We start from the raw sequence: 23,253 nt of genomic DNA on the forward strand, positions 1-23,253 counted from the left end.
CCGGGCATGATGGCCGGGCGCTGATCCGCACCGCACCGGCCAGGAGGGCCGGCGCCGGGCCGCCGCCGCCGGCGGCGCCTGTCTGGAACACTGGAAGGAACAAGATGTCCACGCTCGTCCTCGAACTGCGGCAGGGTGACCTCATGGTGGTGAACGGCGCGCCCATCCGCTTCCGCAACCGCACGCGGATCGAGCTCGCGGCCAAGGCGCGCTTCCTGTTCGGCAAGCAGATCATGCCGCCCGAGGCCGCGAACACCCCCGCCCGCCGCATCTATTTCGCGCTGCAGACGGCCTATATCGGCTCGGAGGAGGAGCGCGGGCAGGGCCTCGTCGCGGCGCGCGCCCTGATCCACGACTTCATGGAGGCCACCACCTCCCCCACCGTGCGCGAGATGCTGGCGCGCGCGCTGGAATCCGCCGAGAGCGACGACTGCTATTCCGCCCTCAAGATCGCCCGCCGCGTGATGCGCCATGAGGAGGAGGTGCTGGGCCTGCCGCCGCTGCCCGCCCCGCGGCGTGAGGCGACGCATCCCGCGCCGGAGGCGCGGGGCGCGTGATCGGCGCGGGCGACCCGGGCGCCGCGGTCGCCGCCTTCCGCCGGATAGACCGGGCCGGCGAGGAGGCGCGCGCCCTCGCCCGCCTCGCGCGCGAGCCGCAGCAGGCCCGCGCGCTCGAGCAGTTCCGCCGCGCGGTGGAGCGCGCGCCCGACATCCGCGCCGCCCTGCGCGACCCGCGCGTGCTCTCCGTGCTCGCCGTGGCCACCGGCATCCCCGATGCGGCCGGGCAGCCCGGCCTCGCGCAGCGCGCCCTTCTCGAGGATCCTTCGAACCCCGACAGCCTGGTGAACCGCCTGCCCGACCGGCGCTGGAAAGCGGCGGCGGAATCCCTGCGCCTCGACCAGCGCGGCATCGAGGCCCTGCGCGACCCCAAGGTGCAGGAGCGCCTGGCCGATGGCCTGCTGCGCGCGCGCTGGCGCGAGGAGCTGGAGGCGACCCAGCCCGGCCTCGGCGACGCCGTGCTGTTCCGCGAATCCGCCGCCAAGGCCGATGGCCCCTATGGGGTGCTGGGCAACCCGGTGCTGCGCCGCGTGGTCACCGCCGCGCTCGGCATTCCGCCGCAGCTCGCGATCCAGTCGGTGGAGGCGCAGGCGCGCGCGCTGACCGCGCGGCTCGACGTGGCCAAGCTGCAGGATCCGAAGGAGGTGCAGCGCCTCGCGGAACGCTACCTGATCGCCCGCGCGCGCGAGGAGCAGGGCGGCGGCGCGGGCAATGCGCTCGCGCAGTTCGGCATCCCGCCGGGGGGGCTGCGGTTGCGGGTGTGATGCGGGCGGCGGTCACGCCGGACGTAACATACCAGCGGCCGCACCGGCCTCTCAGGAGCCGAAATCAGCGGCCGTTGGTATGAGGCGAGCCGGCGCGAGCGCCATGCGCTGCTGCGCCACGCGCATCACCAGCACCATCTGCTCGTCGAGGCGCTGGCCGCCGGCCAGGGCGGCCGGGATCAGGGCGGGCGCGGCCAGCAGCGCGGCGAGGCGGCGGCGGCGAAGGGTCATGGGAGCGTCTCCCGGGGCGCGTGGCGGCCCGTGGTTGCGGGCCCGCCGCCATATGCGGGCCGGCCCCCCCGCCGGCAAGGCCCGCGCGGCCCCTCCCGATCTGGCGGCCAGGCCGCGCGCCCCCTAATGATAGGGCCGGCGGTCGCGCCGGCCGGAGCGAGCGACCCGGGCTGTCTCCGGCGGAGGCGACGGCGCGCCTCCATGAGGGCGGACCGGCTGCCGCGCAGCCCTCTCGCGGCTCGAAGGAAGCGGCCGCCGGGACGAGACAAGGCAGGGGCGCCGGCCCCCCGATGGAGCGCAGAGGAGGCCGCATGGCCGAGGACGAGGTGACGCTGCAGGGCGCGATCCGCGAGAAGCTGGTCCGCGCCAAGGAGCAATGGGCGCGCGAGGGCCGGCTGCTGACGGGCGAGACGGCCTCCCCCCAGGAGCAGCGCCTGCCCCCCGGCCAGCGCCTGGTGCAGGATTTCCCCGTGCTCGACCTCGGCGTGCAGCCCGATGTGCGGCCCGAGCGCTGGCGCCTGCGCGTGGAGGGGCTGGTGGAGGAGCGCGTGGCGCTGGACTGGGACGGCTTCATGGCCCTGCCCCAGCGCGATTGGACGAACGACATCCACTGCGTCACCGCCTGGAGCCGCTACGACAACACCTGGCGCGGCGTCGCGGCGCGGGATCTGCTGATGCTCGCCCGCCCCAAGCCCGAGGCGCGCTTCGTGGTGTTCCACTCCTATGACGGCTACACCACCAACGTCCCGCTCGCGGTCTTCGCCGCCGAGGACGCGCTGGTGGCCCATTCCTGGAACGGCGCGCCGCTCTCGCGCCAGCATGGCGGGCCGGCGCGCATCGTCATCCCGCGCTACTATTTCTGGAAGAGCGCGAAATGGGTCACGCGCATCGAGCTGCTGGCCGAGGACTGGCCGGGCTTCTGGGAGGTGCGCGGCTACCACAACAACGCCGACCCCTGGCGGGAGGAGCGCTATGGCTGAGACCCCTCGCCGGCGCGCCCTGCTCGGCGCCGCGCTGCTCGCGCCCGCCGCCGCGCGCGCGGCCGAGCGCAGCGCCTTCGACTTCGCCTTCACCGCGCTGGAGGGCGGGCCGCTGCCGCTCGCGGCGTTCCGCGGCCGCGTGCTGCTGGTGGTGAACACCGCGAGCTTCTGCGGCTTCACCCCGCAATACGCCGCCCTGCAGCGCCTGCACGATCGCTTCGAGGCGCGCGGGCTCGTGGTGCTCGGCGTGCCCTCCAACGACTTCAACCAGGAAAGCACCGACGCCCGGCGCGTGCGCGAGTTCTGCGACACCATGTTCGGCATCACCTTCCCCATGGCGGGGCTGACCCATGTGCGCGGGGCCAACGCCCACCCCTTCTTCGCCTGGGCGGCGGAGCGCGCGGGGCCGGTGCGCTGGAACTTCCACAAATACCTCGTCGCGCGCGACGGCCGGCGCGTCACGGGCTTCGCCACCCGCGTCGCCCCCGACGCGCCCGAGCTGCTGCGCGCCATCGAGCAGGCGCTCTCCGCCCCCGCCGGGGCGTGACGCGCTGGCGGGACTCCGCGCCCGCTCCTATATGACGGGAAGGAGAAACCGCCCGCCCATGGCCCGCATCGAGATCGACCACCGCACGCGGACGGGCGCGGCCCGCCACCCCGAGAAGGCCCATCGCCCGGACAACCCGATCCAGCGCAAGCCCGCCTGGATCCGCGTGAAGGCCCCCACCCACCCCGTCTATCGCGAGACCCGCGCCCTGATGCGCGAGAACCGCCTCGTCACCGTCTGCGAGGAGGCGGCCTGCCCCAATATCGGCGAGTGCTGGTCGCAGCGCCACGCCACCATGATGATCATGGGCGAGACCTGCACGCGCGCCTGCTCCTTCTGCAACGTCGCCACCGGCATCCCCCGCCCGCTCGACGCCGACGAACCCCGCCGCGTGGCCGAGGCGGTGGGGAAGCTCGGGCTCGCGCATGTCGTCGTCACCAGCGTGGACCGCGACGACCTCGCCGATGGCGGGGCGGCCCATTTCGCCGAGACGATCCGCGCCATCCGCGCCGCCTCGCCCGGGACCACCATCGAGGTGCTCACGCCCGATTTCCTGCGCAAGCAGGGCGCGCTGGAGGTGGTGGTCGAGGCCCGGCCCGACGTGTTCAACCACAATCTCGAGACCGTGCCGCGCCTCTATCCGAGCATCCGGCCCGGGGCGCGCTACTACCATTCGCTGCGCCTGCTCGACCGCGTGAAGCAGCTCGACCCCGGGATCTTCACCAAGTCCGGCCTGATGGTCGGCCTCGGCGAGGAGCGGCTGGAGGTGCAGCAGGTGATGGACGACCTGCGCTCGGCCGAGGTGGATTTCCTCACCATCGGCCAGTATCTCCAGCCCACGGTGAAGCACGCCGCGGTGGCCCGCTTCGTCGAGCCCGCGGAGTTCGAGGACTACGCGGCGCTCGCCCGCGCCAAGGGCTTCCTGCTCGTCTCGGCCAGCCCGCTCACCCGCAGCTCCTACCACGCGGACCGGGACTTCGCGGCGCTGCGCGCGGCGCGGGAGAAGGCGCTGGCGGCCGCCTGATGCCCACCCACGCCGAGCGCCGCATCCTGCGCCACACGCCCGAGGAGATCTTCCAGCTCGTGGCGGATGTGCACCGCTACCCGGAATTCCTGCCCTGGTGCGTGGGCGCGCGCGTGCTCTCCCGCGACGAGACGAAGCTGGTGGCGGATCTGACCATCGGCTTCAGGATGATCCGCGAGACCTTCCGCAGCGAGGTGACGCTGGCGCGGCCGCATCTCGTGCAGGTGCGCTACCTCGACGGGCCCTTCCGCTACCTCAACAACACCTGGAGGCTCACCCCCGTGCCGGAGGGGACGGAGGTGGATTTCTTCGTGGATTTCGAGTTCCGCTCGCGGCTGCTGCAGGGGCTGATCGGCACCGTGTTCAACGAGGCCACGCGGCTGATGGTGCGCGCCTTCGAACGCCGCGCGATGCATCTCTACGGCCGCAACTCCGCCCTGCGCGCCGCCGCGCCCGCCCCGGCGCCGACGCCGAGCGGGGGGTGATCGCCCCGGCCGAAGGGCCGCCCGCGTCAGAAAAGCCGCTGCCCCGGCGGATAGGGGATCACGATCTCCTGCGGGTGGGCGAGGTTGAGCATCGCCCGCGCCCGCTCCTCGAGCTGGTCGCGGTCGAGCTGCTGGCCGCGCAGGGCGTTCACGCGCCGTTCCGCCGCCTCGCGCTCCTCGCGCGCGGCGGCGAGGGCCCGGCGCGCCTCGGCAAGCTCCAGCTCGCGCGCCTGATAGGTCGCGAGCCCGCGCTCGCCGTGCTGGGCGTGCCAGACGAAGAAGCCCGAGAGGCCGAGCAGCAGCGCGGGCGCCAGCAGCGCCTTGACCGTGCGGCCCATCCATCGGCCGAAACCGCCCATCTCCCGCAATCCCCCGTGCGGGCCCCCACCCGCAGCGCCAGGGAATCACCATCCGCACGCGCTGGCAAGCGCCCTCGCGGCGCGGCCTGCACGCATCGGGCGCGCCGATCCCGCCCATCGGCACGCCGAGGTTGCGGCGGGGGGTGGGGCAGGCGCAGGCTCCCTGGCGCGGGCGGCCCGATGGGCGGGCGCCCGCCATGATGGAGGATGCGATGAAGGGATTCACCCTGGGCCTGCTCTGCGGGGCCGGCGCCGTGACGCTGCTGGGCGCCGGGCTCGCGCTCGCGCAGGCGCCGGTGATCCCGGCGCTCTCGGGCAATATCGGCGGGCTGAACGACGGGCGCTTCTTCCGGGTGTTCTGCACGAACAGCCAGGGCAATGTGGACACGTCCAAGCGGCTGACGGTGTTCCGCGAACAGGGCAACCCGAACACCCCGGCCGCCTCGCTGCAGTGCCAGTAGTCGCGCGCAGGGTTGGCGTGGCGGCGGCGCGCCAAGACAAGGGCACACCAGTGGCCGCGCCGCTTTCGCACGGGTCGAAGACAGCGGCCGCCGGGATCAGGCGGCGCCGGGCGGCCGGTCAGCGCCGCAGGATCGTGCGCCCCGCATAGCGCGCCGCGGAGCCGAGATCCTGCTCGATGCGGATGAGCTGGTTGTACTTCGCCAGCCGGTCGGACCGGCTGAGCGAGCCCGTCTTGATCTGCCCGCAATTCGTGGCCACCGCGAGGTCGGCGATGGTGGCGTCCTCCGTCTCGCCGGAGCGGTGGGACATGACGGCCGTGTAGCCCGCGCGATGCGCCGTCTCCACCGCCTCCAGCGTCTCGGTGAGCGTGCCGATCTGGTTCACCTTCACCAGGATGGAGTTGGCCGTGCGCCGCTCGATGCCGAGGCGCAGCCGCTCGGGGTTGGTGACGAACAGATCGTCGCCGACGAGCTGGATCTTTCCGCCCAGCCGCTCGGTCAGCAGCGCCCAGCCCTGCCAGTCGTCCTCGGCCATGCCGTCCTCGATGGAGATGATGGGCCAGCGGGCGCAGAGCCCCTCGAGATACGCCACCATCCCCGCGGCATCGAGCGTCTTGCCCTCGCCGGCCAGCACGTATTTCCCGTCGTGGTGGAACTCGGTGGCGGCGCAGTCGAGGGCGAGCATCACCTCCTCGCCCAGCCGGTGGCCGGCCTTCTCGCAGGCCTTGGCGATGAAGCCCAGCGCCTCGTCGGCCGAGCCGATGTTGGGGGCGAAGCCGCCCTCGTCGCCCACATTGGTGTTGTGGTGCGCCTCGCCCAGCGCCTTCTTCAGCGCGGCGAAGATTTCAGCGCCGATGCGCGCCGCATCCGCCCCCGTGCCGGCGGCGACCGGCATGATCATGAATTCCTGGATGTCGATCGGGTTGTCCGCATGCTTGCCGCCGTTGATGATGTTCATCATCGGCACCGGCAGGGTGCGCGCGAAGGCGCCGCCCACATAGCGGTAGAGCGGCAGCCCATGCGCCTCGGCCGCCGCCTTCGCCACGGCGAGGCTGACGGCGAGGATGGCGTTGGCGCCGAGCCGCGCCTTGTTGGGCGTGCCGTCCAGCTCGATCATCGCCTCGTCGATGGCCACCTGGTCGGCCGCGTCCATGCCGCGCAGCGCCTCGAGGATTTCGCCCTCGATGTGCGCGCAGGCGCGGCGCACGCCCTTGCCGCCGAAGCGCGCCGCATCGCCGTCGCGCAGCTCGGCCGCCTCATGCGCGCCGGTGGAGGCGCCGGAGGGGACGATGGCGCGGCCGGTGCTGCCGTCTTCCAGCATCACCTCGGCCTCCACGGTGGGGTTGCCGCGGCTGTCGAGCACTTCGCGGGCGATGATGCTGGCGATGGCGGGCATGCGGGGATTCCTGCTGCGGGCGTCTTCCGAGGCGCGGATAGGGCGGGGCGGGGCGGAGGGCAAGCGGCGGGCTGGACAGGGAATTGCAATGTTATATTGTTACTTACATGCCCTTCCTCTGCGAAGCCTTCGGCCCCGATGCGGTCGCCGCCGCGCCGCCCGCCCCGCGGGCCCTCATCTCCTCCGAGGAAACGGTGCTGCTCGCCGCGCTGCGGCCGGAGGTCGGGCTCGCCCTCTGGCTGCGCCCCCTCCCGGCGGGTTGGGCGCGGGCGCTCGCCCCGCTCCGCGCCGCCGCTCCCTTCCGCGTCAGCGCCGAGGGCGGGCCCGAAGAGGGGTGGGACGCGCTCGCCGCCGCCCTGCCCGCCCCCGCGCCGCTCGACCTGCTGGCGGATGGGCGTCGCCTCGCCCACATCCTCGCGGCGCTGTCGCGCCGCCCACGGCTAAGGCTGCGGCTGGAGGGCGTGACCGGCGACGCCTGCCGGAAATTCCATGTGGACGCGGTGGGGCTCCGCCTTCTCGTCACCTATGCCGGGCCCGGGACGCAATGGACCATGGGCGATCCCGACCGGCCGGAGACGGTCATCCACGAAGCCCCGCCCGGTGCGGTGATGCTGCTGCGCGGCCGCGCCCGGCCCGGCGCGCATGTGCTGCACCGCTCGCCGCCGCTCTCCGCCCTTCCCTGCCCCCAGCGCAGCCGCCTGCTGCTGTGCATCGACGAAGCCGACGCGCCATGACCCAGCGCCTTCCCGTCACCGTGCTCTCCGGCTTCCTCGGCGCCGGCAAGACCACGCTGCTCAACCACGTCCTCGCCAACCGCGAGGGCCGGCGCGTCGCCGTCATCGTCAACGACATGAGCGAGGTGAACATCGACGCGGCGCTGGTGGGCAACGCGGGCAGCCTGTCGCGCACCGAGGAACGCCTGGTCGAGATGTCGAACGGCTGCATCTGCTGCACGCTGCGCGAGGATCTGATGGTGGAGGTGGCGAAGCTCGCCCGCGAGGGGCGCTTCGACGCCCTTCTCATCGAGAGCACCGGAATCTCCGAGCCCATGCCCGTCGCCGCCACCTTCGACTTCCGCGACGAGCGGGGCTTCAGCCTCTCCGACCTCGCGCGGCTCGACACCATGGTGACGGTGGTGGACGCGAAATCCTGGCTCGCGGACTACGCCTCCCCGGACACGCTCGCCAGGCGCGGCCAGACCGCGGGCGAGGGCGACCGGCGCCACCTCGTGGACCTCCTCGTCGAGCAGGTGGAGTTCGCCGACGTGATCGTGCTCAACAAGGCCGATCTGGTGGAGGAGGCCGAGCTCCGCCGCCTCGCCGGGCTGATCGCGACCTTCAACCCGGAGGCCGAGATCGTCGCCGCGGTGCGCGGCCAGGTGCCGCTCGCCCATGTGCTCGGCACCGGGCGGTTCGACTTCGCCCGCGCCGCGCAGGCGGCCGGCTGGGCGCAGGCGCTGTCGGGGCAGCACCTGCCGGAGAGCGAGGAGTTCGGCATCCGCTCCTTCGTCTGGCGGGCGCGGCGGCCGCTGCACCCCGCGCGCTTCAAGGCGCTGATCGAGAGCGAGCTGCCCGGCGTCGTGCGCGCCAAGGGCTTCTTCTGGCTGGCAACCCGCATGCCCTGGGCCGGCTCCTGGCAGCTTGCCGGCGCGATCGGCCGGCACGAGGCGGCGGGCTTCTGGTGGGCCGCACAGCCCAGTCAGAGCTGGCCGGAGGATCCGGACTGGCGGCGCGGCGTGATGGCGAACTGGGAGGAGCCCTGGGGCGACCGGCGGCAGGAGATCGTCTTCATCGGCATCGGCATGGACGAGACGGCGCTGCGCCGGAAGCTCGACGCCTGCCTGCTGACGGAGGCCGAGATGCGCGGCGGACCCAAGGCCTGGGCGAGGCTCCCGGATCCCTTCCCGCCCTGGGGGGTGTGATACGGTCGCCATGATATGCCGACCGTATCGCGCGCAGGGTTGGCGGGCGCCCATCGACGCTTTGCGTCGATGGAACCCGGTGTGGCGGCTGCGCGCCAACACATAAGGAATACCAGCGGCCGCACCGGCTTCTCAGGAGGCGAAATCAGCGGCCGCTGGTATGACACAGGCAGCCGGCTGGCTTGGGCGCTGACGCTGCGGCGTGGCGGCCGCCCGGCTCCCTCGCCCCCGCCCATCTTGCGCCCCGCGCGCCCGCGCTGCCATGGAAGGGGCCATGCCTCCCCTCGCCATTCTCGGCGCCGGGCTCGCCGGCCTCTCCGCCGCGCGCGCCCTCCTCGCCGCCGGCCAGCCCGTCCGCCTCTTCGACAAGGGCCGCGGCCCGGGCGGGCGGCTCGCCACGCGGCGCGTGACCCATGCGGGGGCCGAGCACCGCTTCGACCATGGCGCGCAGTATCTGCGGGCCGAGCGCGCCCCCTTCCCCGCCCTGCTCGCCGAGGCCGGCTGCGCCCCCTGGCCCGACGCCGCCCGGCGCGTGCCGCTGCCCGGCATGTCCGCGCTCGGGCGGCATCTGGCGCGGGGGCTCGATCTCGCCACCGGCGTCACCGTCACCGCGCTGCGGCGCGAGGGGGCGGGCTGGCGCCTCCTGCATGCGGGCGGCGAGGAGGGCCCCTTCGCGGGGGTGCTGCTCACCTGCCCCGCGCCCCAGGCCATCCCGCTGCTCGCCCCGCATGCCCCGGGGCTCGCGGCGCGGCTCGCGCCCATCCGCTACGCGCCCTGCTGGACGGTGCTGGCCGCCTTCCCCGCCCGCCTCGCGCTGCCGGAGACGCTGCGCGGCCAGGGCCCCATCGGCTGGGCGGCGCGCGACAGCGCCAAGCCCGGCCGCGACGCGACGCAGGAGAACTGGGTGATCCAGGCCGGCCCCGATTTCTCCCGGGCGCATCTGGAGGCGGCGCCGGAGGCCGTCATCGCGCCGCTTCTCGCCGCGCTCGGCGCGCCCGAGCCGCTCTTCGCCCAGGCGCATCGCTGGCGCTTCTCGCTGCTGGAGCAGGCGCTGGGCGAGCCCTGCCTGCTGGAGGGGACGCTGGGCTACGCCTCGGACGGATGCCTGGGCGGCCGGGCCGAGGCGGCCTTCGACTCCGGCGCGGCGCTGGCCGCGCGCTGGCTGGCGCGCGGATGAAGCCCCGCCCCGCCTTCGCCGACGACCTGGCCGCCGCGCGCGCCGAGGCCTTCGCCCTGCTGGCGCGCGGCGTGGCGGACCGGCGGCACGCCTTCCACACCCCCACCCTCGCCAGCATCGGTCTCGATGGCGCGCCGCGCGCGCGCACCCTGGTGCTGCGCGGCTTCGACGCCGAGACCCGCAGCCTGCGCCTGCACAGCGACGCGCGCAGCGCCAAGATCGCCGAGCTGGCGCGCGAGCCGCGCGCGGCGCTGCACCTCTACGACGCGCGCGCGCAAATCCAGCTCCGCCTCGAGGGCCGGGCGAGCCTGCACCGCGAGGACGCGCTGGCCGAGGCCGCCTGGGCGGCGAGCCGCCCCTTCAGCCGCATGTGCTACGCCCTCGCGCCCGCCCCCGGCACGCCGCTCGCGGCCCCGCCGCCCGCCCCGCGCGATCCGGACTCCGGCCGGGCGCATTTCGCGGTCATCCTCTTCACCTTCGCGCGGATGGAGTGGCTCTGGCTCGACGCCGCCGGCCACCGCCGCGCGCGCTTCGCCTGGGGCGAGGCGGGCGAGGAGGCGACATGGCTGGCCCCCTGACCCGCGCCGCGCCGGATCGGGCGGCGCTGGAGGCGGAAATCCTCCGCCTCACCGCGCTGCGGGGCCCGGAGAAGTCCATCTGCCCCTCCGAGGTCGCGCGCGCCCTGGATCCCGAGGGCTGGCGCCGCCACCTGCAGGCGGTGCGCGCCGCCGCCGCCGCCCTGGCCGCGGCCGGGCGCGTCGAAATCCTGCGCAAGGGCAAGCCCGTCCCGCCCGAGGCCATGCACGGCGTGATCCGCCTGCGGGCGGCGCGCGAGGGGGGCGCGTGAACCCGCTCACGGCCTGGCTCGATCCGGTGGGCGGCGCGCCGCCCCGGCCGCTGGATTTCGCGGCGCCGCCCGCGGCGGCGGAGGGCCTCTGCCTGGTGCTCCCGGAAGGCCATCCGGGCACGGCGGCGCTGCGCAGCCCGCCCCTGCCGGCCCCGCCCGCGGCGGTGCTCGCCGCGCTGTGCGCCCTCGCCGCCGAGGAGCCGCGCTGCCGCCTGCTTGCGCAATGGCCGGAGCGCGGCCAGGCGCAATGGCTGCTGCGCAGCCCGCTGCTGCGTCTGCCCACGCTGCTGGCGGCCGAGGCGCGGCCCCGGCCGGGGGGTGCGGCGCTGTTCCTCCTCGCGCGGCGGCTTGCGCCCGGCCCGGATGGCGGGGCGGGGCGGGCGCTTCTCGCGCGCTGGCTCGCCGCCCTGCCGGGCCGCCTGCCGCCCGCGCCCGAGGCCAGCGCGCCCGCCCCAGCGGATGTCCCGCCCGACCCGCCCTTCCTCGCCGCGCTGATGGCCCGCGCCCCCGGCCGCCACCTGCTGCTGACCGGCGAAACCCCCGACGCCCCCGCCCTGCTGCTCCAGGCCCTGGCCGGCGGGGCGGCCAGCGCGCGGGTGCTCGGCCCCCGCCCCCCTTCCGCGCCGGACGCCGCGCTGATGGCCGCCGGCCGCCGCCTCGGGCTGGAGGCGCTGGCCGAGGACGTGATCCGCGCCGCCGGGGTGGGTCACGCCCCGCCCATCCCCTCCGCGCTCGCGCGCAGCGACGCCCCCGCCGCCTGGTGGCGCGCCGACCCGCCCGAGGCCCCGGATCTGGCCGCGCGGCTCGGCCCGGTGGATCTGCTGGCCGAGGGCGCGGGGCTCGAGGGGCAGCGCGAACCGCTGCGCCGCCTCGCCGCGCTGCGCCGCACCGGGGCGCGGCGGCTTCTGCTCGCCACCGCCGCCCTGCCCGAGGGGATCATCCCCGGCTTCGGCGCGGAGAGCCTCTGGCCCGCCGAGGCGCTCGGCGCCGAGCGCGCCAGGGCGCTTGAGCCGGCGCTGCGCGCCCATGGCCTCGCCCTGCCCCAGCTCTCGCAGCTCCCGGAGGGGCTGAGCGAGGCCGCCGCCCGCGCCGCCGGCATCGCCGCGCCCTGGTGGTGGTTCATGGGCGAGGCCGCGCTGCGCGATCTGCTGGCCGATGCCGGCTGGACGCCCCGCGCCCAGGCCCGGCAGGGCCTCACCCTGCTCCTGGAGGCCGAGGCGTGAGCCGCCCCCAGCGCATCTGCCTGCTCACCTCGGATTTCCCGGGGCCGGTGCGCAACGGCGGCATGGGCACCGCCTTCCTCGCCTGCGCCGAGCGTTTCCGCGACGCCGGCCATGCGGTGACGGTGCTCTTCGGCCCCGACTACACCGAGACCCTGCCGCTCGCCCATTGGCGGCGGCACTACGCCGAGCGCGGGCTGGATTTCGTGCCGCTGCACGCCCCGCCGGAGGCGCGCATCGTCGCCTTCGAGGCCTATCGGTGGCTCAAGGCCCGGCGCTTCGACGCCATCCATTTCCACGAGATGCGCGGCATCGGCCATTGGCTGACCGTGGCCAAGCGCTGCGGGCTCGCCTTCGGCGAGACGGCGCTGGTCTGCCAGCTCCATTCCCCCACCCTCTGGCACCGCGCCCATTCGGCCGAGGCCGTGAGCGATCTCGGCCTGCTGGAGACGGACTGGATGGAGCGGCAGAGCGCCGAGGGCGCGGATGTCGCCGCCGCCCCCTCGCGCTACCTGCTCGAGGAGGTGGCGCGCATGGGCTGGCGGCTGCCCGGCGGCGGGCGGGTGCTGCCCAACATGCTGCCCGCCGGCTTCCCCCGCGCCGCGCCCCCCGAGGGGCCGCTGCCGGTGGAGGAGCTGGTCTTCTTCGGCCGGCTGGAGACGCGCAAGGGGCTCGACCTGTTCTGCGCCGCCCTCTCCCGGCTGGAGGCGGCGGGCCGCGCGCCGCGGCGCGTGAGCTTCCTCGGCAAGGTCGGCCAGATGGAGACGGGCCACGCCCTGGCCTGGCTCGCCGAGGCGGCCGGGGCCTGGCGCACCCCCTGGCGCGTGGTGAACGACCTGGATGCCGAGGGGGCGCGCGCCTTCCTCGCCGCGCCCGGGCGGCTCGCCGTCATCGCCTCGCGCATCGAGAACGCGCCCTATGCGGTGATCGAGTGCCTGGCCGCCGGGCTGCCCTTCCTCGCCCCGCGCCTGGGCGGCATCCCCGAACTGGTGGCGGAGGAGGACCAGGCGCGGGTGCTCTACCCGCCCGGGGTGGAGGGGCTCGCCGCCGCCATGGCGGGCGCGCTGGAGCAGGGCGCCCGGGCCGCCCGCCCCGCCGTGACGCCGGAGGAGGCGACGGCCGCCTGGCTCGGCTTCCAGGCGCGGCTGCGCCCGCCCCCGGCCGCGCCCGCTCTCGTCTCGGGCGCGCCGCTGGTCTCGGTCTGCATGGCGACGCATGAGCGGGTGGCCCCGCTGGCGCAGGCCATCGCCTCCATCGAGGCGCAGACCCATCCGCACATCGAGCTGGTGCTGGTGGACGATGCGGGGCGCGACCCGGCGGCGCGCGCCTTCCTCGATGCGCTCGCCCCGCGCTTCGCCGCGCGCGGCTGGCGGCTGCTGCGCAACGAGGAGAACCTGTTCCACGGCGCCTCCCGCCGCCGCGCCGTGGAGGCCGCGGCGGGCGAGTTCCTGCTGCTGATGGACGACGACAACGCCGCCATGCCCGAGGCGGTGGAGGTGTTCCTGCGCGCCCTCCACCATCGGGGCGCGGACATCCTCACCTGCCAGTCCCAGGCCTTCGCGGGCGCCGGCCCGCCGCCCGCGGCGCGCGCCACCCGCCCGGTCTGGATCCCCGTCGGGCCCAGCGCCAGCCTCGGCGCCTTCGTCAACGCGCTGGGCGACACCAACATGTTCTTCCGCCGCGCCGCCTGGGAGCGGCTCGGCGGCTTCACCGAGGAGCGCTGCAACTTCGAGGACTGGGAGTTCCTCCAGGCCGCGGTGCTGGCGGGGCTGGTGGTCGAGTGCCTGCCCGAAATCCTCTATTTCTACCGCGTCTGGCCCCGCGCGCAGACGGGGGCGCAGGGGGCGGAGATGCTGCTGGCCAGCCACCGCCGCGCCGCCCGCCCCACCCTGGCCGCCATTCCCGAGCCGCTGCGCGCGGCCATGCGCTTCGCCATCGAGCGCGAGGTGGCGGGCCAGCGCGCCCGGGGCGAAGGCTATTGGGCGAGGCTGCCGGCGGCCGCGCCCGAGCAGGCCCTGGTCAACGCGCACCCGCCGCAGAGCGCCGAGGCGCTGCTGGCCCTGGCCGATGTGGTCGCCGCCAACGGCCAGGAGGAGACGGCGCGCGCCCTGGCCGAGCAGGCGCTGCGCCTCGCGCCGGGACATCCGGGGGCGCGGCGCTTTCTCGGGGGGTGATGCGGGCGGCATCACATGCCGCCCGTATCGCGCGCAGGGTTGGTGTGGCGGCTGCGCGCCAAAATAAAGGCATACCAGCGGCCGCACCGCCTGCTCAGGGGTCGAAATCAGCGGCCGCTGGGATGATGCGGTCGGCGTCGCTCAGCGCCGGGCCGCCGCCGCCTCCGGCCCTTCCAGGATTTCGAGCAGGCGCAGCGCATCGGCGCGGAGAAAGCCCTCCCCCCTCTCCGGCAGGCCCGGCAGGGCGGCGGCCAGCCGTGCGCCCACGGCGCGCAGCCCCTCGGCGGGCATCCGGCCCTGCGCATCCAGCCGTCGGCCGGCCTCGGCCAGGGCGCGCAGGGCGCGCGCACGCCGCTCCAGCGCGCCCAGCTCCGCATCGTCCATCGCGCCCGAACCGGCCGGCGCGGCCAGCACCTCGCTGAGCGGGCCGAGCAGCCCGACGGCCGTCTCCGCTTCCAGCCGCGCCTTGCAGTGTCCCGCGGCGGCGTGGCGCAGCCCCTGCAGGATTTGCGCGCGGCGCGGGGCGGCGCGGGTGGCGGTCCGTTCCAGATCCTCGACCAGCGCGGCGAAGCGCCCGGCGGCGGCGGCGGCGCGGCCGAGCTCGCCCTCCGGGCGCGGCGGCGTCAAGCCGCTCAGGAACTGATCCAGGGCGCGCTCCGCGGCAGGGGCCAGGGCAGGATCCAGCCCCGCCACCAGCGCCACCAGCCGGGCAGGGCGCGCCGCCGCCGCGAGCACGGCGGAGAGGCCGATCTCCACCGCCTCCGCCCCCTCCGCCGCCAGGGCGCGGAAGAAAGGGCGCGCCAGCTCCTCGGGCGGTCCGTCGGGCCCCGCCACGCGCAGCCCATGCACGCCCGGGCCGTATCGCCAGAGCAGCGCGACGAGCGAGCGCAGCCGGGCATAGGCAGGCTCGGGCAGGCCGGCGCCGGCCCAGCCGGGCGGCGGCCCCTCGGGCAGGGAGTGCGCGGCGGCCGGCCAGAGCCGCGCGCCGAGCTTGGCCGCCAGCGCGTGGTCGGACAGCGGCGCCTCGCCGATCGAGGCCGCAAGGGCCTCGGCCAGCCCCGGCGCCGCGGCGAACACCGCCTCGCCGAGCGGCGCGAGCGCGTTGCGCGGAAGCTGCCGCCCCTCCCCCCGCCAGTCGCGCGGGGCGACGAGGACGCCCTCCATCGGCAGGAAGAGCAGGCGCATGGGCGTCATCGGCCGTTCGGGCCGGAGCGCGCCCAGGCGATGGCGCACGGGCTCGAGCACCGCATCGGCCGCGCCGCGCCGGGGCAGGCGGTCCAGCACGGAAACGAGACGCAGAAGCTGGGAATCGCTCGCCGCGCGCGCGGCGCGCGCCAGGTCGCGGAGCTGGGCGGGTGCGAGTCCGCTCACGCGGCGAGCCAGCGCGCCAGCGCCGCCTCCGCCAGTTCCTGCGCGACGGCGCCCAGCGCCCCGCCGCCCCGCGGGCTCGCCTCCGGGCCGAGCGCCTCGCCGCCGGGCCAGGATTCGGCCTCCAGCGGCAGGGGCGGGGCAAGGCAGGCGGCCTGACGCAGCAGGGCCGGGCGTTCCGCCGCCGGGGTTTCGGCCCAGGCGGCGGCGAAGAGCTCCCATCCGTCGAGCAGCCACTCGCGCCGCGCCGCGCCCACGGGGCAGGCGGCCGGCTGGGCGGCGGCGAGCGCCGCGGCGGCCTGGCCCTGGGCGCGCAGCGCCTCGCAGCGCCGCCGGTCGGATTCGGTGGCGGCGCTCCGCGCGGCCAGACCGATCTCGGCAAGGAAGGTCTCGACGCGCAGGCGCTGCGTCGCGCCGTCGGGCGGGGGCGACTGCGCGGCCCGGCGGGCGGCCCGGCCCGCAAGCCCCTCCGCCGCCGCGCGGCGCGCGGCGGCCCGCAACGCGGATGGGGTGGGCTGCGCCTCGCCCAGCGCGGCCATCAGCGCCCGGTCCGCAAGGCTGGGCCGGAAGGCTTCGGCGGCGGATTTCCAGGGAAGGACGAACCAGCCCTCCCGCCCCGAAGGATTGGGAAACACGACTTCCAGCCCAGCCTGGCCGCCGGCGCGCAACCGCACCCCGAAGAGCAAGGGCGCCGTGAAGGGCGCGACCACGCCGCGTTCCGCCACCGTGGCGGGGCGCGACAGGGCGCGCGCATCGCGCGTCATCCATCCGTCCTGCGGCGCGGCGAGCGAGGGGGAGCCCTTCATGCGCCCGGCATGCCAGAGCCGTCGTTAACGCAGGCTTGATCCGGGAGGGGGGCGATTCCGCCTTCGCGGATCGCCCTCTAGCCTGCCGCCATGCCCCGCATCCTCACCCCGCTCGGCGAGGCCTGGAGCCTCGCCGCCCCCTACTGGCGCAGCGAGGAGCGCTGGCGCGCCCGCGCCCTGCTCGCCGCCGTCATCGGCCTCAACCTCGCGCTGGTGGGGATGAGCGTGCTGCTCTCCTACTGGAACCGCGAGTTCTTCAACGCGCTGGAGGCGCGCGACGCGGCCGCCTTCTCCGCCCTGCTCTTCGCCTGGCGGCCGACAGAGAGCGGCCCCATGCCGGGCTTCGTCTGGATCGCGGCGCTCTACATCCTCGCCGCCGTCTATGCGCTCTACCTGCGCCAGGCGCTGCAGATCCGCTGGCGGCGCTGGATCACCGAGACGCTGCTGGCCGAATGGCTGGCGGAGCGCGCCTACTACCGCCTCGCGCTGACCGATGCGGGGGCGGACAACCCCGACCAGCGCCTCGCCGAGGACGCGAAGCTCTTCGTGGACTCCACCCTCTCGCTCGGGCTCGGCCTGCTGCGCAGCGTGGTGACGCTGCTCTCCTTCCTCTTCGTGCTCTGGGCGCTCTCGGGGCCGGCGACGGTGCTGGGGGTGGAGATCCCGGGCTACATGGTCTGGGTGGCGCTGCTCTACGCCGCGCTGGGCACCTGGCTTGCGCATCTCATCGGCCGGCCGCTCACCCGGCTCAACTTCCAGCAGCAGCGGGTGGAGGCGGATTTCCGCTACGCGCTGGTGCGCTTCCGCGACAGCGCCGAGGGCATCGCCCTGCACCGCGGCGAGGCGGAAGAGCGGGCGGGCCTCTCCGCCCGCTTCCGCGCGCTGATGGAGAACTGGTGGAAGCTGATGACGGCGACCAAGCGCCTGACCTTCTACACCGCGGGCTACACGCAGGTGGCGGTGGTCTTTCCCTTCGTGGTCGCCGCGCCGGGCTTCTTCGCCGGGCGCATCCCGCTGGGCGGGCTGACCCAGACGGCCCAGGCCTTCGGCGAGGTGCAGGGCGCCCTCTCCTGGATCGTGGACAACTACGCGGGCATCGCGGAATGGCGGGCCACGGTGGCGCGGCTCGCGGGGTTCCGCGCCGCGCTGGCAGCGGCGCGCGCCGCCGATCCGGGGCCGGTGGTGGTCCCCGGGGCCGAGGAGGCGCTGCGCGCGCGCGGCCTCACCCTCACCCGCCCCGACGGGCGGCTGCTGCTCTCCGAGGGCGCGCTCGACCTCGCCCCGGGCGAGCGGGTGCTGGTCACCGGCCCCTCGGGCGCGGGCAAATCCACCCTGTTCCGCGCGCTGGCCGGCATCTGGCCCTTCGGGGCGGGGCGGGTGGAGACCCCGGCCGGGGGCGGGGCGATGTTCCTGCCGCAGCGGCCCTATCTGCCGCTCGGTGCGCTGCGGCGCGTCCTCGCCTACCCGGCCGCGCCCGAGGCCTTCGCCGAGGCGGAGCTGCGCGAGGCGCTGGCGGCCGTGGGCCTCGCCGAGCTCGCGCCGCTGCTCGACGCGGAGGAGCCCTGGGCGCAGCGCCTCTCGGGGGGCGAGCAGCAGCGCCTCGCGCTCGCCCGCGCCCTGCTGCACCGTCCGCGCTGGCTCTTCCTCGACGAGGCGAGCGCGAGCCTGGATGCCGCGCAGCACGCGCGGCTGCACGCCCTGCTGGCCGAGCGGCTGCCGGGCAGCGCCATCCTCGCCATCGCCCATCGCGCCCCGCCCGAGGGCTTCTTCACCCGCAGCCTCCGGCTGGAGGGAGGGCGGCTGGGGTGAGGGGCTGGACCTGCACGCGGCCGCATGCGAGGCGCCGGGCATGATCCTCATCGGCATCGGCGCGAGCCTGCCCGCCCCGGACGGGCGCGCCCCGCGCGAGACCTGCCGCGCCGCCGCCGCCGCGCTGGACGCCATCCCGGGGCTGCGCCTCGTGGCCCTCTCGCGCTGGTGGGAGAGCGCGCCGCTGCCGCCCATGCCCGGCGCGCCCTGGTTCGTGAACGGGGTGGCGCGACTGGAGGGGAGCGCGCCGCCCGAGGCGGTGCTGGAGGCGCTCCAGGCCCTGGAGGCCCGCTTCGGGCGGGAGCGCCCCTACCCCAACGCCCCCCGCACCCTGGACCTCGACCTGCTCGACCACCACGGCGCGGTGGTGGACAGCCCGCGCCTGCAGCTTCCGCACCCGCGGCTGCGGGGCCGCGGCTTCGTGATCCTGCCGCTCGCCGAGGTGGCGCCGGGCTGGCGCCATCCGCTGACGGGCGAGGATGTGGCGACGCTGGCCGCCGCCCTGCCGCCGCAGGAGCTCCGGCCGCTCGCCGCGTGATCGCTTGCAGCGGCGCGCCGCCTCGCTTATCTGAAGGGTTCGCCGCGGCGCAGCACGGCTGGCCGCGGCCCCCCTGTCCATCGAGGCCCCCGCATGGCGCGCGTCACCGTCGAAGACTGCATCCTCCAGGTTCCCAACCGCTTCGAGCTCGTGCTGCTCGCCGCCCAGCGCGCGCGCAACATCAGCCGCGGCGAGGCGCTGACGGTCGAGCGCGACAACGACAAGAACCCCGTCGTCGCGCTGCGCGAGATCGCCGAGCGCACCGTGGACCTGCAGGCGCTGGAGAACGACCTCGTGAAGTCCCTCAGCCGCGCGCCGGAGCCCGAGCCGGTGGAGGACGAGGTGCTCGACCTCATCGACACCAGCGAGAACATCTTCGGCGTGATGGACGTGAACGAGGAGCTGCCGGCCGATGCCGGCGCCGAGGAGTTCAGCCCCGAGGACCTCGAGGCCCAGCTCGCCGCCGAGCTCGGCGGCGGCCAGTAACCCCGGCATGAGCATGCGCGCCACCCCGCCCCTGCCGGCGGTGGCGCGCGCCCCCGAGGGGGTGGCCGCCACCGCCTCCCCGCCGGGCCTCGAGGCGGTGATCGCCTTCGCCGCACGCACCGCGGCGGCCGATCCGCGCCTCGATTCCGACCTGCTGCTGCGCGCCGGGCGCTTCGCCGCCGAGGCGCACGCCCAGCAGGCGCGCCAGAACGGCGAGCCCTACATCATCCACCCCATCGCGGTGGCCGAAATCCTCGCGGGGCTGCACCTCGACAGCGCCACCCTGGCCACCGCCCTGCTGCACGACGTGGTGGAGGACACCCCGCACGGGCTCGCCGAGATCGAGCAGCGCTTCGGCCCCGAGATCGCCCGCCTGGTGGACGGGGTGACCAAGCTCAGCCGCATCGAGGTGCAGAGCGAGCGCACCAAGCAGGCCGAGAACCTGCGCAAGCTGCTGCTGGCGCTGAGCGAGGATCTGCGCGTGCTGCTGGTCAAGCTCGCGGACCGGCTGCACAACATGCGCACCCTCGGCTTCGTGGCGAAGCCCGAGAAGCGGGCCCGCACCGCGCGCGAGACGCTCGAGATCTACGCGCCGCTGGCCGAGCGCATCGGCATGGAGCAGCTCAAGACCGAGCTCGAGACCCTCGCCTTCCGCGAGCTGAACCCGGACGCCTGGGCCTCCATCGCCCAGCGCCTCACCTGGCTGCGCGGCCGCTCGGGCGACATGATCGCCGAGATCGAGCAGGAGCTGCGCGAGGTGCTCGCGCGCCACAACGTCCCGGTCGAGGAGGTGCAGGGGCGCGAGAAGTCGCCCTATTCCATCTGGCGCAAGATGCAGGCGAAGAACGTCACCTTCGAGGGGCTCTCGGACGTGATGGCCTTCCGCATCATCGTCCCCGAGCGCGCGCACTGCTACCTCGCCCTCGGGGCCATCCACGACGCCTTCAAGGTGATCGCGGGCCGCTTCAAGGACTACATCTCCACGCCCAAGACCAACGGCTACCAGTCGCTGCACACCGGCGTGCTGCTGCCGGGCAAGCGCGCCGAGGCGAAGATCGAGGTGCAGATCCGCACGCGCGAGATGCACCGCGTGGCCGAATACGGCGTGGCCGCGCACTGGGTGTACAAGCAGGGCGCGGAGGCGGCGGCCAGCGCCAAGAGCTACCCCTGGGTGCGCGCGCTCATCGACATCCTGGAGACGGAGCCCGAAGCCCAGGACGCGATGGAGGCGACGAAGCTCGAGCTTCACCGCGACCTCGTCTTCTGCTTCACGCCCAAGGGCGACCTGATCGAGCTGCCCCAGGGCGCCACCCCGGTGGACTTCGCCTACCACGTCCATTCCCAGGTGGGCGACACCTGCGTGGGCGCGAAGGTGAACGGGCGCATCGTCAAGCTCGACCACAAGCTCGAGAACGGCGACCAGGTGGAGATCATCACGGCCAAGGGCGGCAAGCCGAACCCGGGCTGGATGAAGTTCGTGAAGTCCGGCAAGGCGCAGGCGCGCATCCGCCGCTACGCGGTCGCCGAGGAGAAGGCGCGCGCGCGCGAGGAAGGGCGCACCGCCATCGTCAAGGCCTTCCGGCAGAACGGGCTCGACTGCACCGACAAGACGCTGGAGCCGGCCGCCAAGGCGCTGCGCCAGCCCTCGGTGGAGGAACTCTACCACGCCGTCGCCTCCGGCAGCCTCTCCGCGCGGGACGTGGTGCACGCCGCCTTCCCCGATCTGCGCGGCGGCAGGGCGCAGCGCGTGGTGGAGCCCACCGGGCTGATCGCCCCGCGCGGGCGGCTGGGCGCGCCGCCCTCCGCGCGCGGGGCGGAGCGCCGGCGCGTGGCCGTGCCGGTGCAGCCCATCACCGGCATCGTGGCCGGCATGCAGCTCCATTTTGCGCATTGCTGCCACCCGGTGCCGGGCGACCGCATCCTCGGCGTCGTCACCACCGGCAAGGGCGTGACGGTGCATCGCGCCGACTGCCACATGCTCGAGAACTTCGCCGCGAGCCCCGAGCGGCTGCTGGACGTAGAGTGGGAGCAGGCGGGGCTGGGCGGCGCCACCTACACGGCGCGCCTCTCCGTCGCGGCGGTGAACGGGCCGCAGCTCATCTCCAACGTCGCCAACGCGGTGGTGCGGCAGAAGGCGGGGGTGACGAACATCCGCCTCGGCCGGCGCGAGGACGAGGAGTGCGACCTCGCCCTCGACGTGGAGGTGCGCGACCTGCGCCACCTCTCCGAGGTGATGGGCGTGCTGCGCGCCTGCGAGGGCGTGGTGCGGGTGGACCGGGCGCGGGGATGATCATCGGCCTCGGCTCCGACATCTGCGACATCCGCCGCATCGAGCAGGTGCTGGAACGGCACGGCGCGCGCTTCCTCGAGCGCGTCTTCACCGAGACCGAGCGCGCCAAGGCCGAGCGGCGCAGCGAGCGCATCCGTGCGGGCACCTACGCCAAGCGCTTCGCCGCCAAGGAGGCGGCGGCCAAGGCGCTGGGCACGGGGTTCTCGCAGGGCGTGTTCATGAAGGATCTGGGCGTGGTGAACCTGCCCTCGGGCCAGCCCACGCTGCGCCTGACGGGCGGCGCGGCGGCGCGGCTCGCCGCCATCACGCCGCCCGGCTATCGCGCCGAGATCGCGCTGACCATGACCGACGAATACCCCTACGCCCAGGCGCAGGTGATCATCAGCGCCGTGCCCGTCGCGCCCCTGCGGGGCTGATCACCCCTTCTCGCCCAGATCCCACCACAGCCCGGCGAAGGCCAGCAGCCCCTCGCGCGCGGGCCCGGGCAGCAGGTGCTCGTCCGGCCCGTGCTGCTGGCAGCCGCCATAGGAATGCGGCACCCAGACGAGCGGCACGCCCAGATGGTCCACGAACACATCGCCCGGCAGCCCGCCGGAGGAGTTCGGGATCACCTGCACGCGCTTGCCGAGCGTCGCCTCGATGCTCTCGCGCGCCCAGCGCACCCAGGGGTGGTCGGGCGAGGTGCGCGAGGCGGGCATGCGGATGCCGGCATTCTCGATCACCACGCGCTGCAGCCCGTGCGCGTCGAGGTGGCGGCGCAGCGCGGGGGCGAAGCCCGCGGGGTCCGTGTCCACCGTGTAGCGGATCTGGCAATGGGCGCGCGCATCGGGCGCCACCGCGTTCACCGGGTTCTCGGGCCGGCCGCTCGTCATCGCCAGCACGATGAAGCTGTTCCAGCCGTAGATCTTCTCGGCGGGCGTCAGGCCCGGCTCGCCCCAGCCCTCGTCGATCGTCGCCGCCTCGCCGCCGCCGGCCACCTCCGCGCCCTGCAGCACCGCGCGCACCTCGGCCGGCACGCCGTTGCGGGGCAGCCAGTCGCGCACCAGGATCTTCCCGTCGCGGTCCATGATGGTGGAGATGGCGTGCGCGATGAGCACCGCGGGGTCGGTGGTCAGCCCGCCCCAGTGGCCCGAATGCACGCCGCCCGGTCGCAGCTTCGCCACCAGGTCGAAGTGGTAGGTGCCGCGGGTGCCGGTGGCGATGGTGGGCGTCCCAGGCGTCACGCGCGGGCCGTCGCTGGCGATGAGCGCATCGGCGGCGAGCTCCGCGCGGTGCGCGGTCACGAACTCCCGAAGCCCGCGCGAGCCGCGCTCCTCCGCCATCTCCAGCACGAGCTTCACATTGGCGCCGAGCCGGCCGCCGCGCGCGGCCAGCACCGCCTCGAGCGCGAGCAGGTTGATGGCGTGCTGGCCCTTGTTGTCGGCCGTGCCGCGGCCGTACCAGCGGCCCTCGCGCTCGATCAGCCGCCAGGGCTCCAGCCCCTCGCTCCACTGCTCGTCCAGGCCGCGCACCGTGTCGCCATGGCCGTAGAGCAGCACGGTGGGCCGGGCGGGATCCTCGATGCGCGTCGCGGTGAGGATGGGGCCGAAGCCGGGCTCGGGGTTGGGATGCACCCGCACCGCGAAGCCCAGCCGCTCGAGCCAGGGGCGCATCCCCTCCTCCAGATAGCGGCCGAGCTCGGCCTCATGCGCCGGATCCTGGGCGGTGGAGCGGATGGCCACCAGCTCGGCCAGGCGCTGCTTCAGCACGCCCTCGTCGAACAGGCGCGCGGCGCGGGCGAGGGCGCCGGCGCGCCCGGTGGGGTCGGTCATGG

25 protein-coding genes are annotated in these 23,253 nt (G+C 75.2%); 19 read left to right on the forward strand and 6 right to left on the reverse strand.

Translation table 11 applies throughout. The features are described from left to right. Positions 1-104 precede the first annotated feature (104 nt). Together H596_RS20675 and H596_RS0107830 are read left to right on the forward strand one after the other, a co-directional pair. Positions 105-557 (forward strand): flagellar biosynthesis repressor FlbT, encoded by a 453-nt coding sequence (locus H596_RS20675; protein ID WP_051212628.1) that lies wholly within the window; start codon positions 105-107, stop codon positions 555-557. Then, positions 554-1,321, forward strand: coding sequence for a DUF1217 domain-containing protein (locus tag H596_RS0107830; RefSeq protein ID WP_027284409.1), 768 nt, complete (start codon positions 554-556; stop codon positions 1,319-1,321). Before H596_RS20675 ends, H596_RS0107830 begins: the two co-directional genes overlap by 4 nt. Positions 1,322-1,372: 51 nt before the next feature. Here the strand turns inward: H596_RS0107830 and H596_RS0107835 are convergent, their stop codons facing one another. Continuing rightward, positions 1,373-1,552 (reverse strand): hypothetical protein, encoded by a 180-nt coding sequence (locus tag H596_RS0107835; RefSeq protein ID WP_027284410.1) that lies wholly within the window; start codon positions 1,550-1,552, stop codon positions 1,373-1,375. 311 nt (positions 1,553-1,863) lie between these two features. Between H596_RS0107835 and H596_RS0107840 the strand changes: the two genes are divergently transcribed. Genes H596_RS0107840 through H596_RS20680 form a run of 4 tightly spaced genes read left to right on the forward strand, consistent with a single transcriptional unit; the run spans position 1,864 to position 4,588 of the window. Beyond that, positions 1,864-2,532 carry a sulfite oxidase-like oxidoreductase gene (locus H596_RS0107840; RefSeq protein ID WP_027284411.1) on the forward strand — a complete coding sequence of 223 codons (669 nt, stop codon included), beginning with the start codon at positions 1,864-1,866 and terminating at the stop codon, positions 2,530-2,532. Next, complete coding sequence (locus H596_RS0107845; protein ID WP_027284412.1) at positions 2,525-3,079, forward strand: glutathione peroxidase; 555 nt, start codon at positions 2,525-2,527, stop codon at positions 3,077-3,079. Before H596_RS0107840 ends, H596_RS0107845 begins: the two co-directional genes overlap by 8 nt. A gap of 58 nt (positions 3,080-3,137) precedes the next feature. Beyond that, positions 3,138-4,103, forward strand: coding sequence for a lipoyl synthase (lipA, locus tag H596_RS0107850; RefSeq protein ID WP_027284413.1), 966 nt, complete (start codon positions 3,138-3,140; stop codon positions 4,101-4,103). Further along, a complete protein-coding gene (locus H596_RS20680) occupies positions 4,103-4,588 on the forward strand; it encodes a type II toxin-antitoxin system RatA family toxin (RefSeq protein WP_037300527.1) in 486 nt (161 codons plus the stop codon). Before lipA ends, H596_RS20680 begins: the two co-directional genes overlap by 1 nt. Before the next feature lie 26 nt (positions 4,589-4,614). Here H596_RS20680 and H596_RS0107860 read toward each other — a convergent pair whose 3' ends face one another. Continuing rightward, positions 4,615-4,947: a septum formation initiator family protein gene (locus tag H596_RS0107860; RefSeq protein WP_037300529.1), complete on the reverse strand. Its 333-nt coding sequence runs from the start codon at positions 4,945-4,947 to the stop codon at positions 4,615-4,617. A gap of 212 nt (positions 4,948-5,159) precedes the next feature. Here H596_RS0107860 and H596_RS0107865 point away from each other — a divergent pair, with 212 nt between their 5' ends. Then, entirely contained in the window at positions 5,160-5,408 is a 249-nt protein-coding gene (locus tag H596_RS0107865; protein ID WP_156910068.1) for a hypothetical protein, read from the forward strand. 118 nt (positions 5,409-5,526) lie between these two features. Here H596_RS0107865 and eno read toward each other — a convergent pair whose 3' ends face one another. Further along, entirely contained in the window at positions 5,527-6,804 is a 1,278-nt protein-coding gene (eno, locus tag H596_RS0107870) for a phosphopyruvate hydratase (protein WP_027284416.1), read from the reverse strand. A 107-nt stretch (positions 6,805-6,911) separates the two neighbouring features. Between eno and H596_RS0107875 the strand changes: the two genes are divergently transcribed. From H596_RS0107875 to H596_RS0107905, 7 genes are all read left to right on the forward strand, one after another. After that, positions 6,912-7,538 carry a DUF1826 domain-containing protein gene (locus tag H596_RS0107875; RefSeq protein WP_051212629.1) on the forward strand — a complete coding sequence of 209 codons (627 nt, stop codon included), beginning with the start codon at positions 6,912-6,914 and terminating at the stop codon, positions 7,536-7,538. After that, positions 7,535-8,725 (forward strand): zinc metallochaperone GTPase ZigA, encoded by a 1,191-nt coding sequence (zigA, locus tag H596_RS0107880; protein WP_027284418.1) that lies wholly within the window; start codon positions 7,535-7,537, stop codon positions 8,723-8,725. The genes H596_RS0107875 and zigA overlap by 4 nt, the downstream gene beginning before the upstream one ends. A 274-nt stretch (positions 8,726-8,999) precedes the next feature. Continuing rightward, positions 9,000-9,902, forward strand: coding sequence for an NAD(P)/FAD-dependent oxidoreductase (locus H596_RS0107885; RefSeq protein ID WP_027284419.1), 903 nt, complete (start codon positions 9,000-9,002; stop codon positions 9,900-9,902). Beyond that, positions 9,899-10,480, forward strand: a complete 582-nt coding sequence (locus H596_RS0107890) for a pyridoxamine 5'-phosphate oxidase family protein (protein ID WP_027284420.1) — start codon at positions 9,899-9,901, stop codon at positions 10,478-10,480. The genes H596_RS0107885 and H596_RS0107890 overlap by 4 nt, the downstream gene beginning before the upstream one ends. Further along, positions 10,465-10,749, forward strand: a complete 285-nt coding sequence (locus tag H596_RS20685; RefSeq protein ID WP_037300535.1) for a DUF3253 domain-containing protein — start codon at positions 10,465-10,467, stop codon at positions 10,747-10,749. The genes H596_RS0107890 and H596_RS20685 overlap by 16 nt, the downstream gene beginning before the upstream one ends. After that, positions 10,746-11,972: a hypothetical protein gene (locus H596_RS0107900; RefSeq protein ID WP_037300538.1), complete on the forward strand. Its 1,227-nt coding sequence runs from the start codon at positions 10,746-10,748 to the stop codon at positions 11,970-11,972. Before H596_RS20685 ends, H596_RS0107900 begins: the two co-directional genes overlap by 4 nt. Continuing rightward, a complete protein-coding gene (locus H596_RS0107905) occupies positions 11,969-14,143 on the forward strand; it encodes a glycosyltransferase (RefSeq protein WP_027284422.1) in 2,175 nt (724 codons plus the stop codon). The genes H596_RS0107900 and H596_RS0107905 overlap by 4 nt, the downstream gene beginning before the upstream one ends. Positions 14,144-14,284: 141 nt before the next feature. Here the strand turns inward: H596_RS0107905 and H596_RS0107910 are convergent, their stop codons facing one another. Next, positions 14,285-15,514 carry a hypothetical protein gene (locus tag H596_RS0107910; protein ID WP_027284423.1) on the reverse strand — a complete coding sequence of 410 codons (1,230 nt, stop codon included), beginning with the start codon at positions 15,512-15,514 and terminating at the stop codon, positions 14,285-14,287. Continuing rightward, entirely contained in the window at positions 15,511-16,317 is an 807-nt protein-coding gene (locus tag H596_RS0107915) for a hypothetical protein (RefSeq protein WP_027284424.1), read from the reverse strand. Before H596_RS0107915 ends, H596_RS0107910 begins: the two co-directional genes overlap by 4 nt. A 90-nt stretch (positions 16,318-16,407) precedes the next feature. Between H596_RS0107915 and H596_RS20690 the strand changes: the two genes are divergently transcribed. The 5 genes from H596_RS20690 (at position 16,408) to acpS (ending at position 21,856) form a co-directional block, all read left to right on the forward strand. After that, complete coding sequence (locus tag H596_RS20690) at positions 16,408-18,126, forward strand: ABC transporter ATP-binding protein/permease (protein ID WP_037300541.1); 1,719 nt, start codon at positions 16,408-16,410, stop codon at positions 18,124-18,126. Positions 18,127-18,166: 40 nt separating this feature from the next. After that, positions 18,167-18,664 carry a 2-amino-4-hydroxy-6-hydroxymethyldihydropteridine diphosphokinase gene (folK, locus tag H596_RS0107925; RefSeq protein ID WP_027284425.1) on the forward strand — a complete coding sequence of 166 codons (498 nt, stop codon included), beginning with the start codon at positions 18,167-18,169 and terminating at the stop codon, positions 18,662-18,664. Between the two features lie 93 nt (positions 18,665-18,757). Further along, on the forward strand, positions 18,758-19,150 hold the full coding sequence (gene rpoZ / locus H596_RS0107930; RefSeq protein ID WP_027284426.1) for a DNA-directed RNA polymerase subunit omega: 393 nt from the start codon (positions 18,758-18,760) through the stop codon (positions 19,148-19,150). A gap of 7 nt (positions 19,151-19,157) precedes the next feature. After that, positions 19,158-21,440, forward strand: a complete 2,283-nt coding sequence (locus H596_RS0107935; RefSeq protein WP_245583970.1) for a RelA/SpoT family protein — start codon at positions 19,158-19,160, stop codon at positions 21,438-21,440. Beyond that, positions 21,437-21,856 (forward strand): holo-ACP synthase, encoded by a 420-nt coding sequence (acpS, locus tag H596_RS0107940; protein ID WP_027284428.1) that lies wholly within the window; start codon positions 21,437-21,439, stop codon positions 21,854-21,856. Before H596_RS0107935 ends, acpS begins: the two co-directional genes overlap by 4 nt. Here the strand turns inward: acpS and H596_RS0107945 are convergent, their stop codons facing one another. Continuing rightward, positions 21,857-23,251, reverse strand: a complete 1,395-nt coding sequence (locus tag H596_RS0107945; RefSeq protein ID WP_027284429.1) for a M20/M25/M40 family metallo-hydrolase — start codon at positions 23,249-23,251, stop codon at positions 21,857-21,859. It lies immediately after the preceding gene. Between the last annotated feature and the right edge of the window lie 2 nt (positions 23,252-23,253).

The sequence above is a fragment of the Rubritepida flocculans DSM 14296 genome (assembly GCF_000425365.1).
GTDB lineage: Bacteria > Pseudomonadota > Alphaproteobacteria > Acetobacterales > Acetobacteraceae > Roseococcus > Roseococcus flocculans.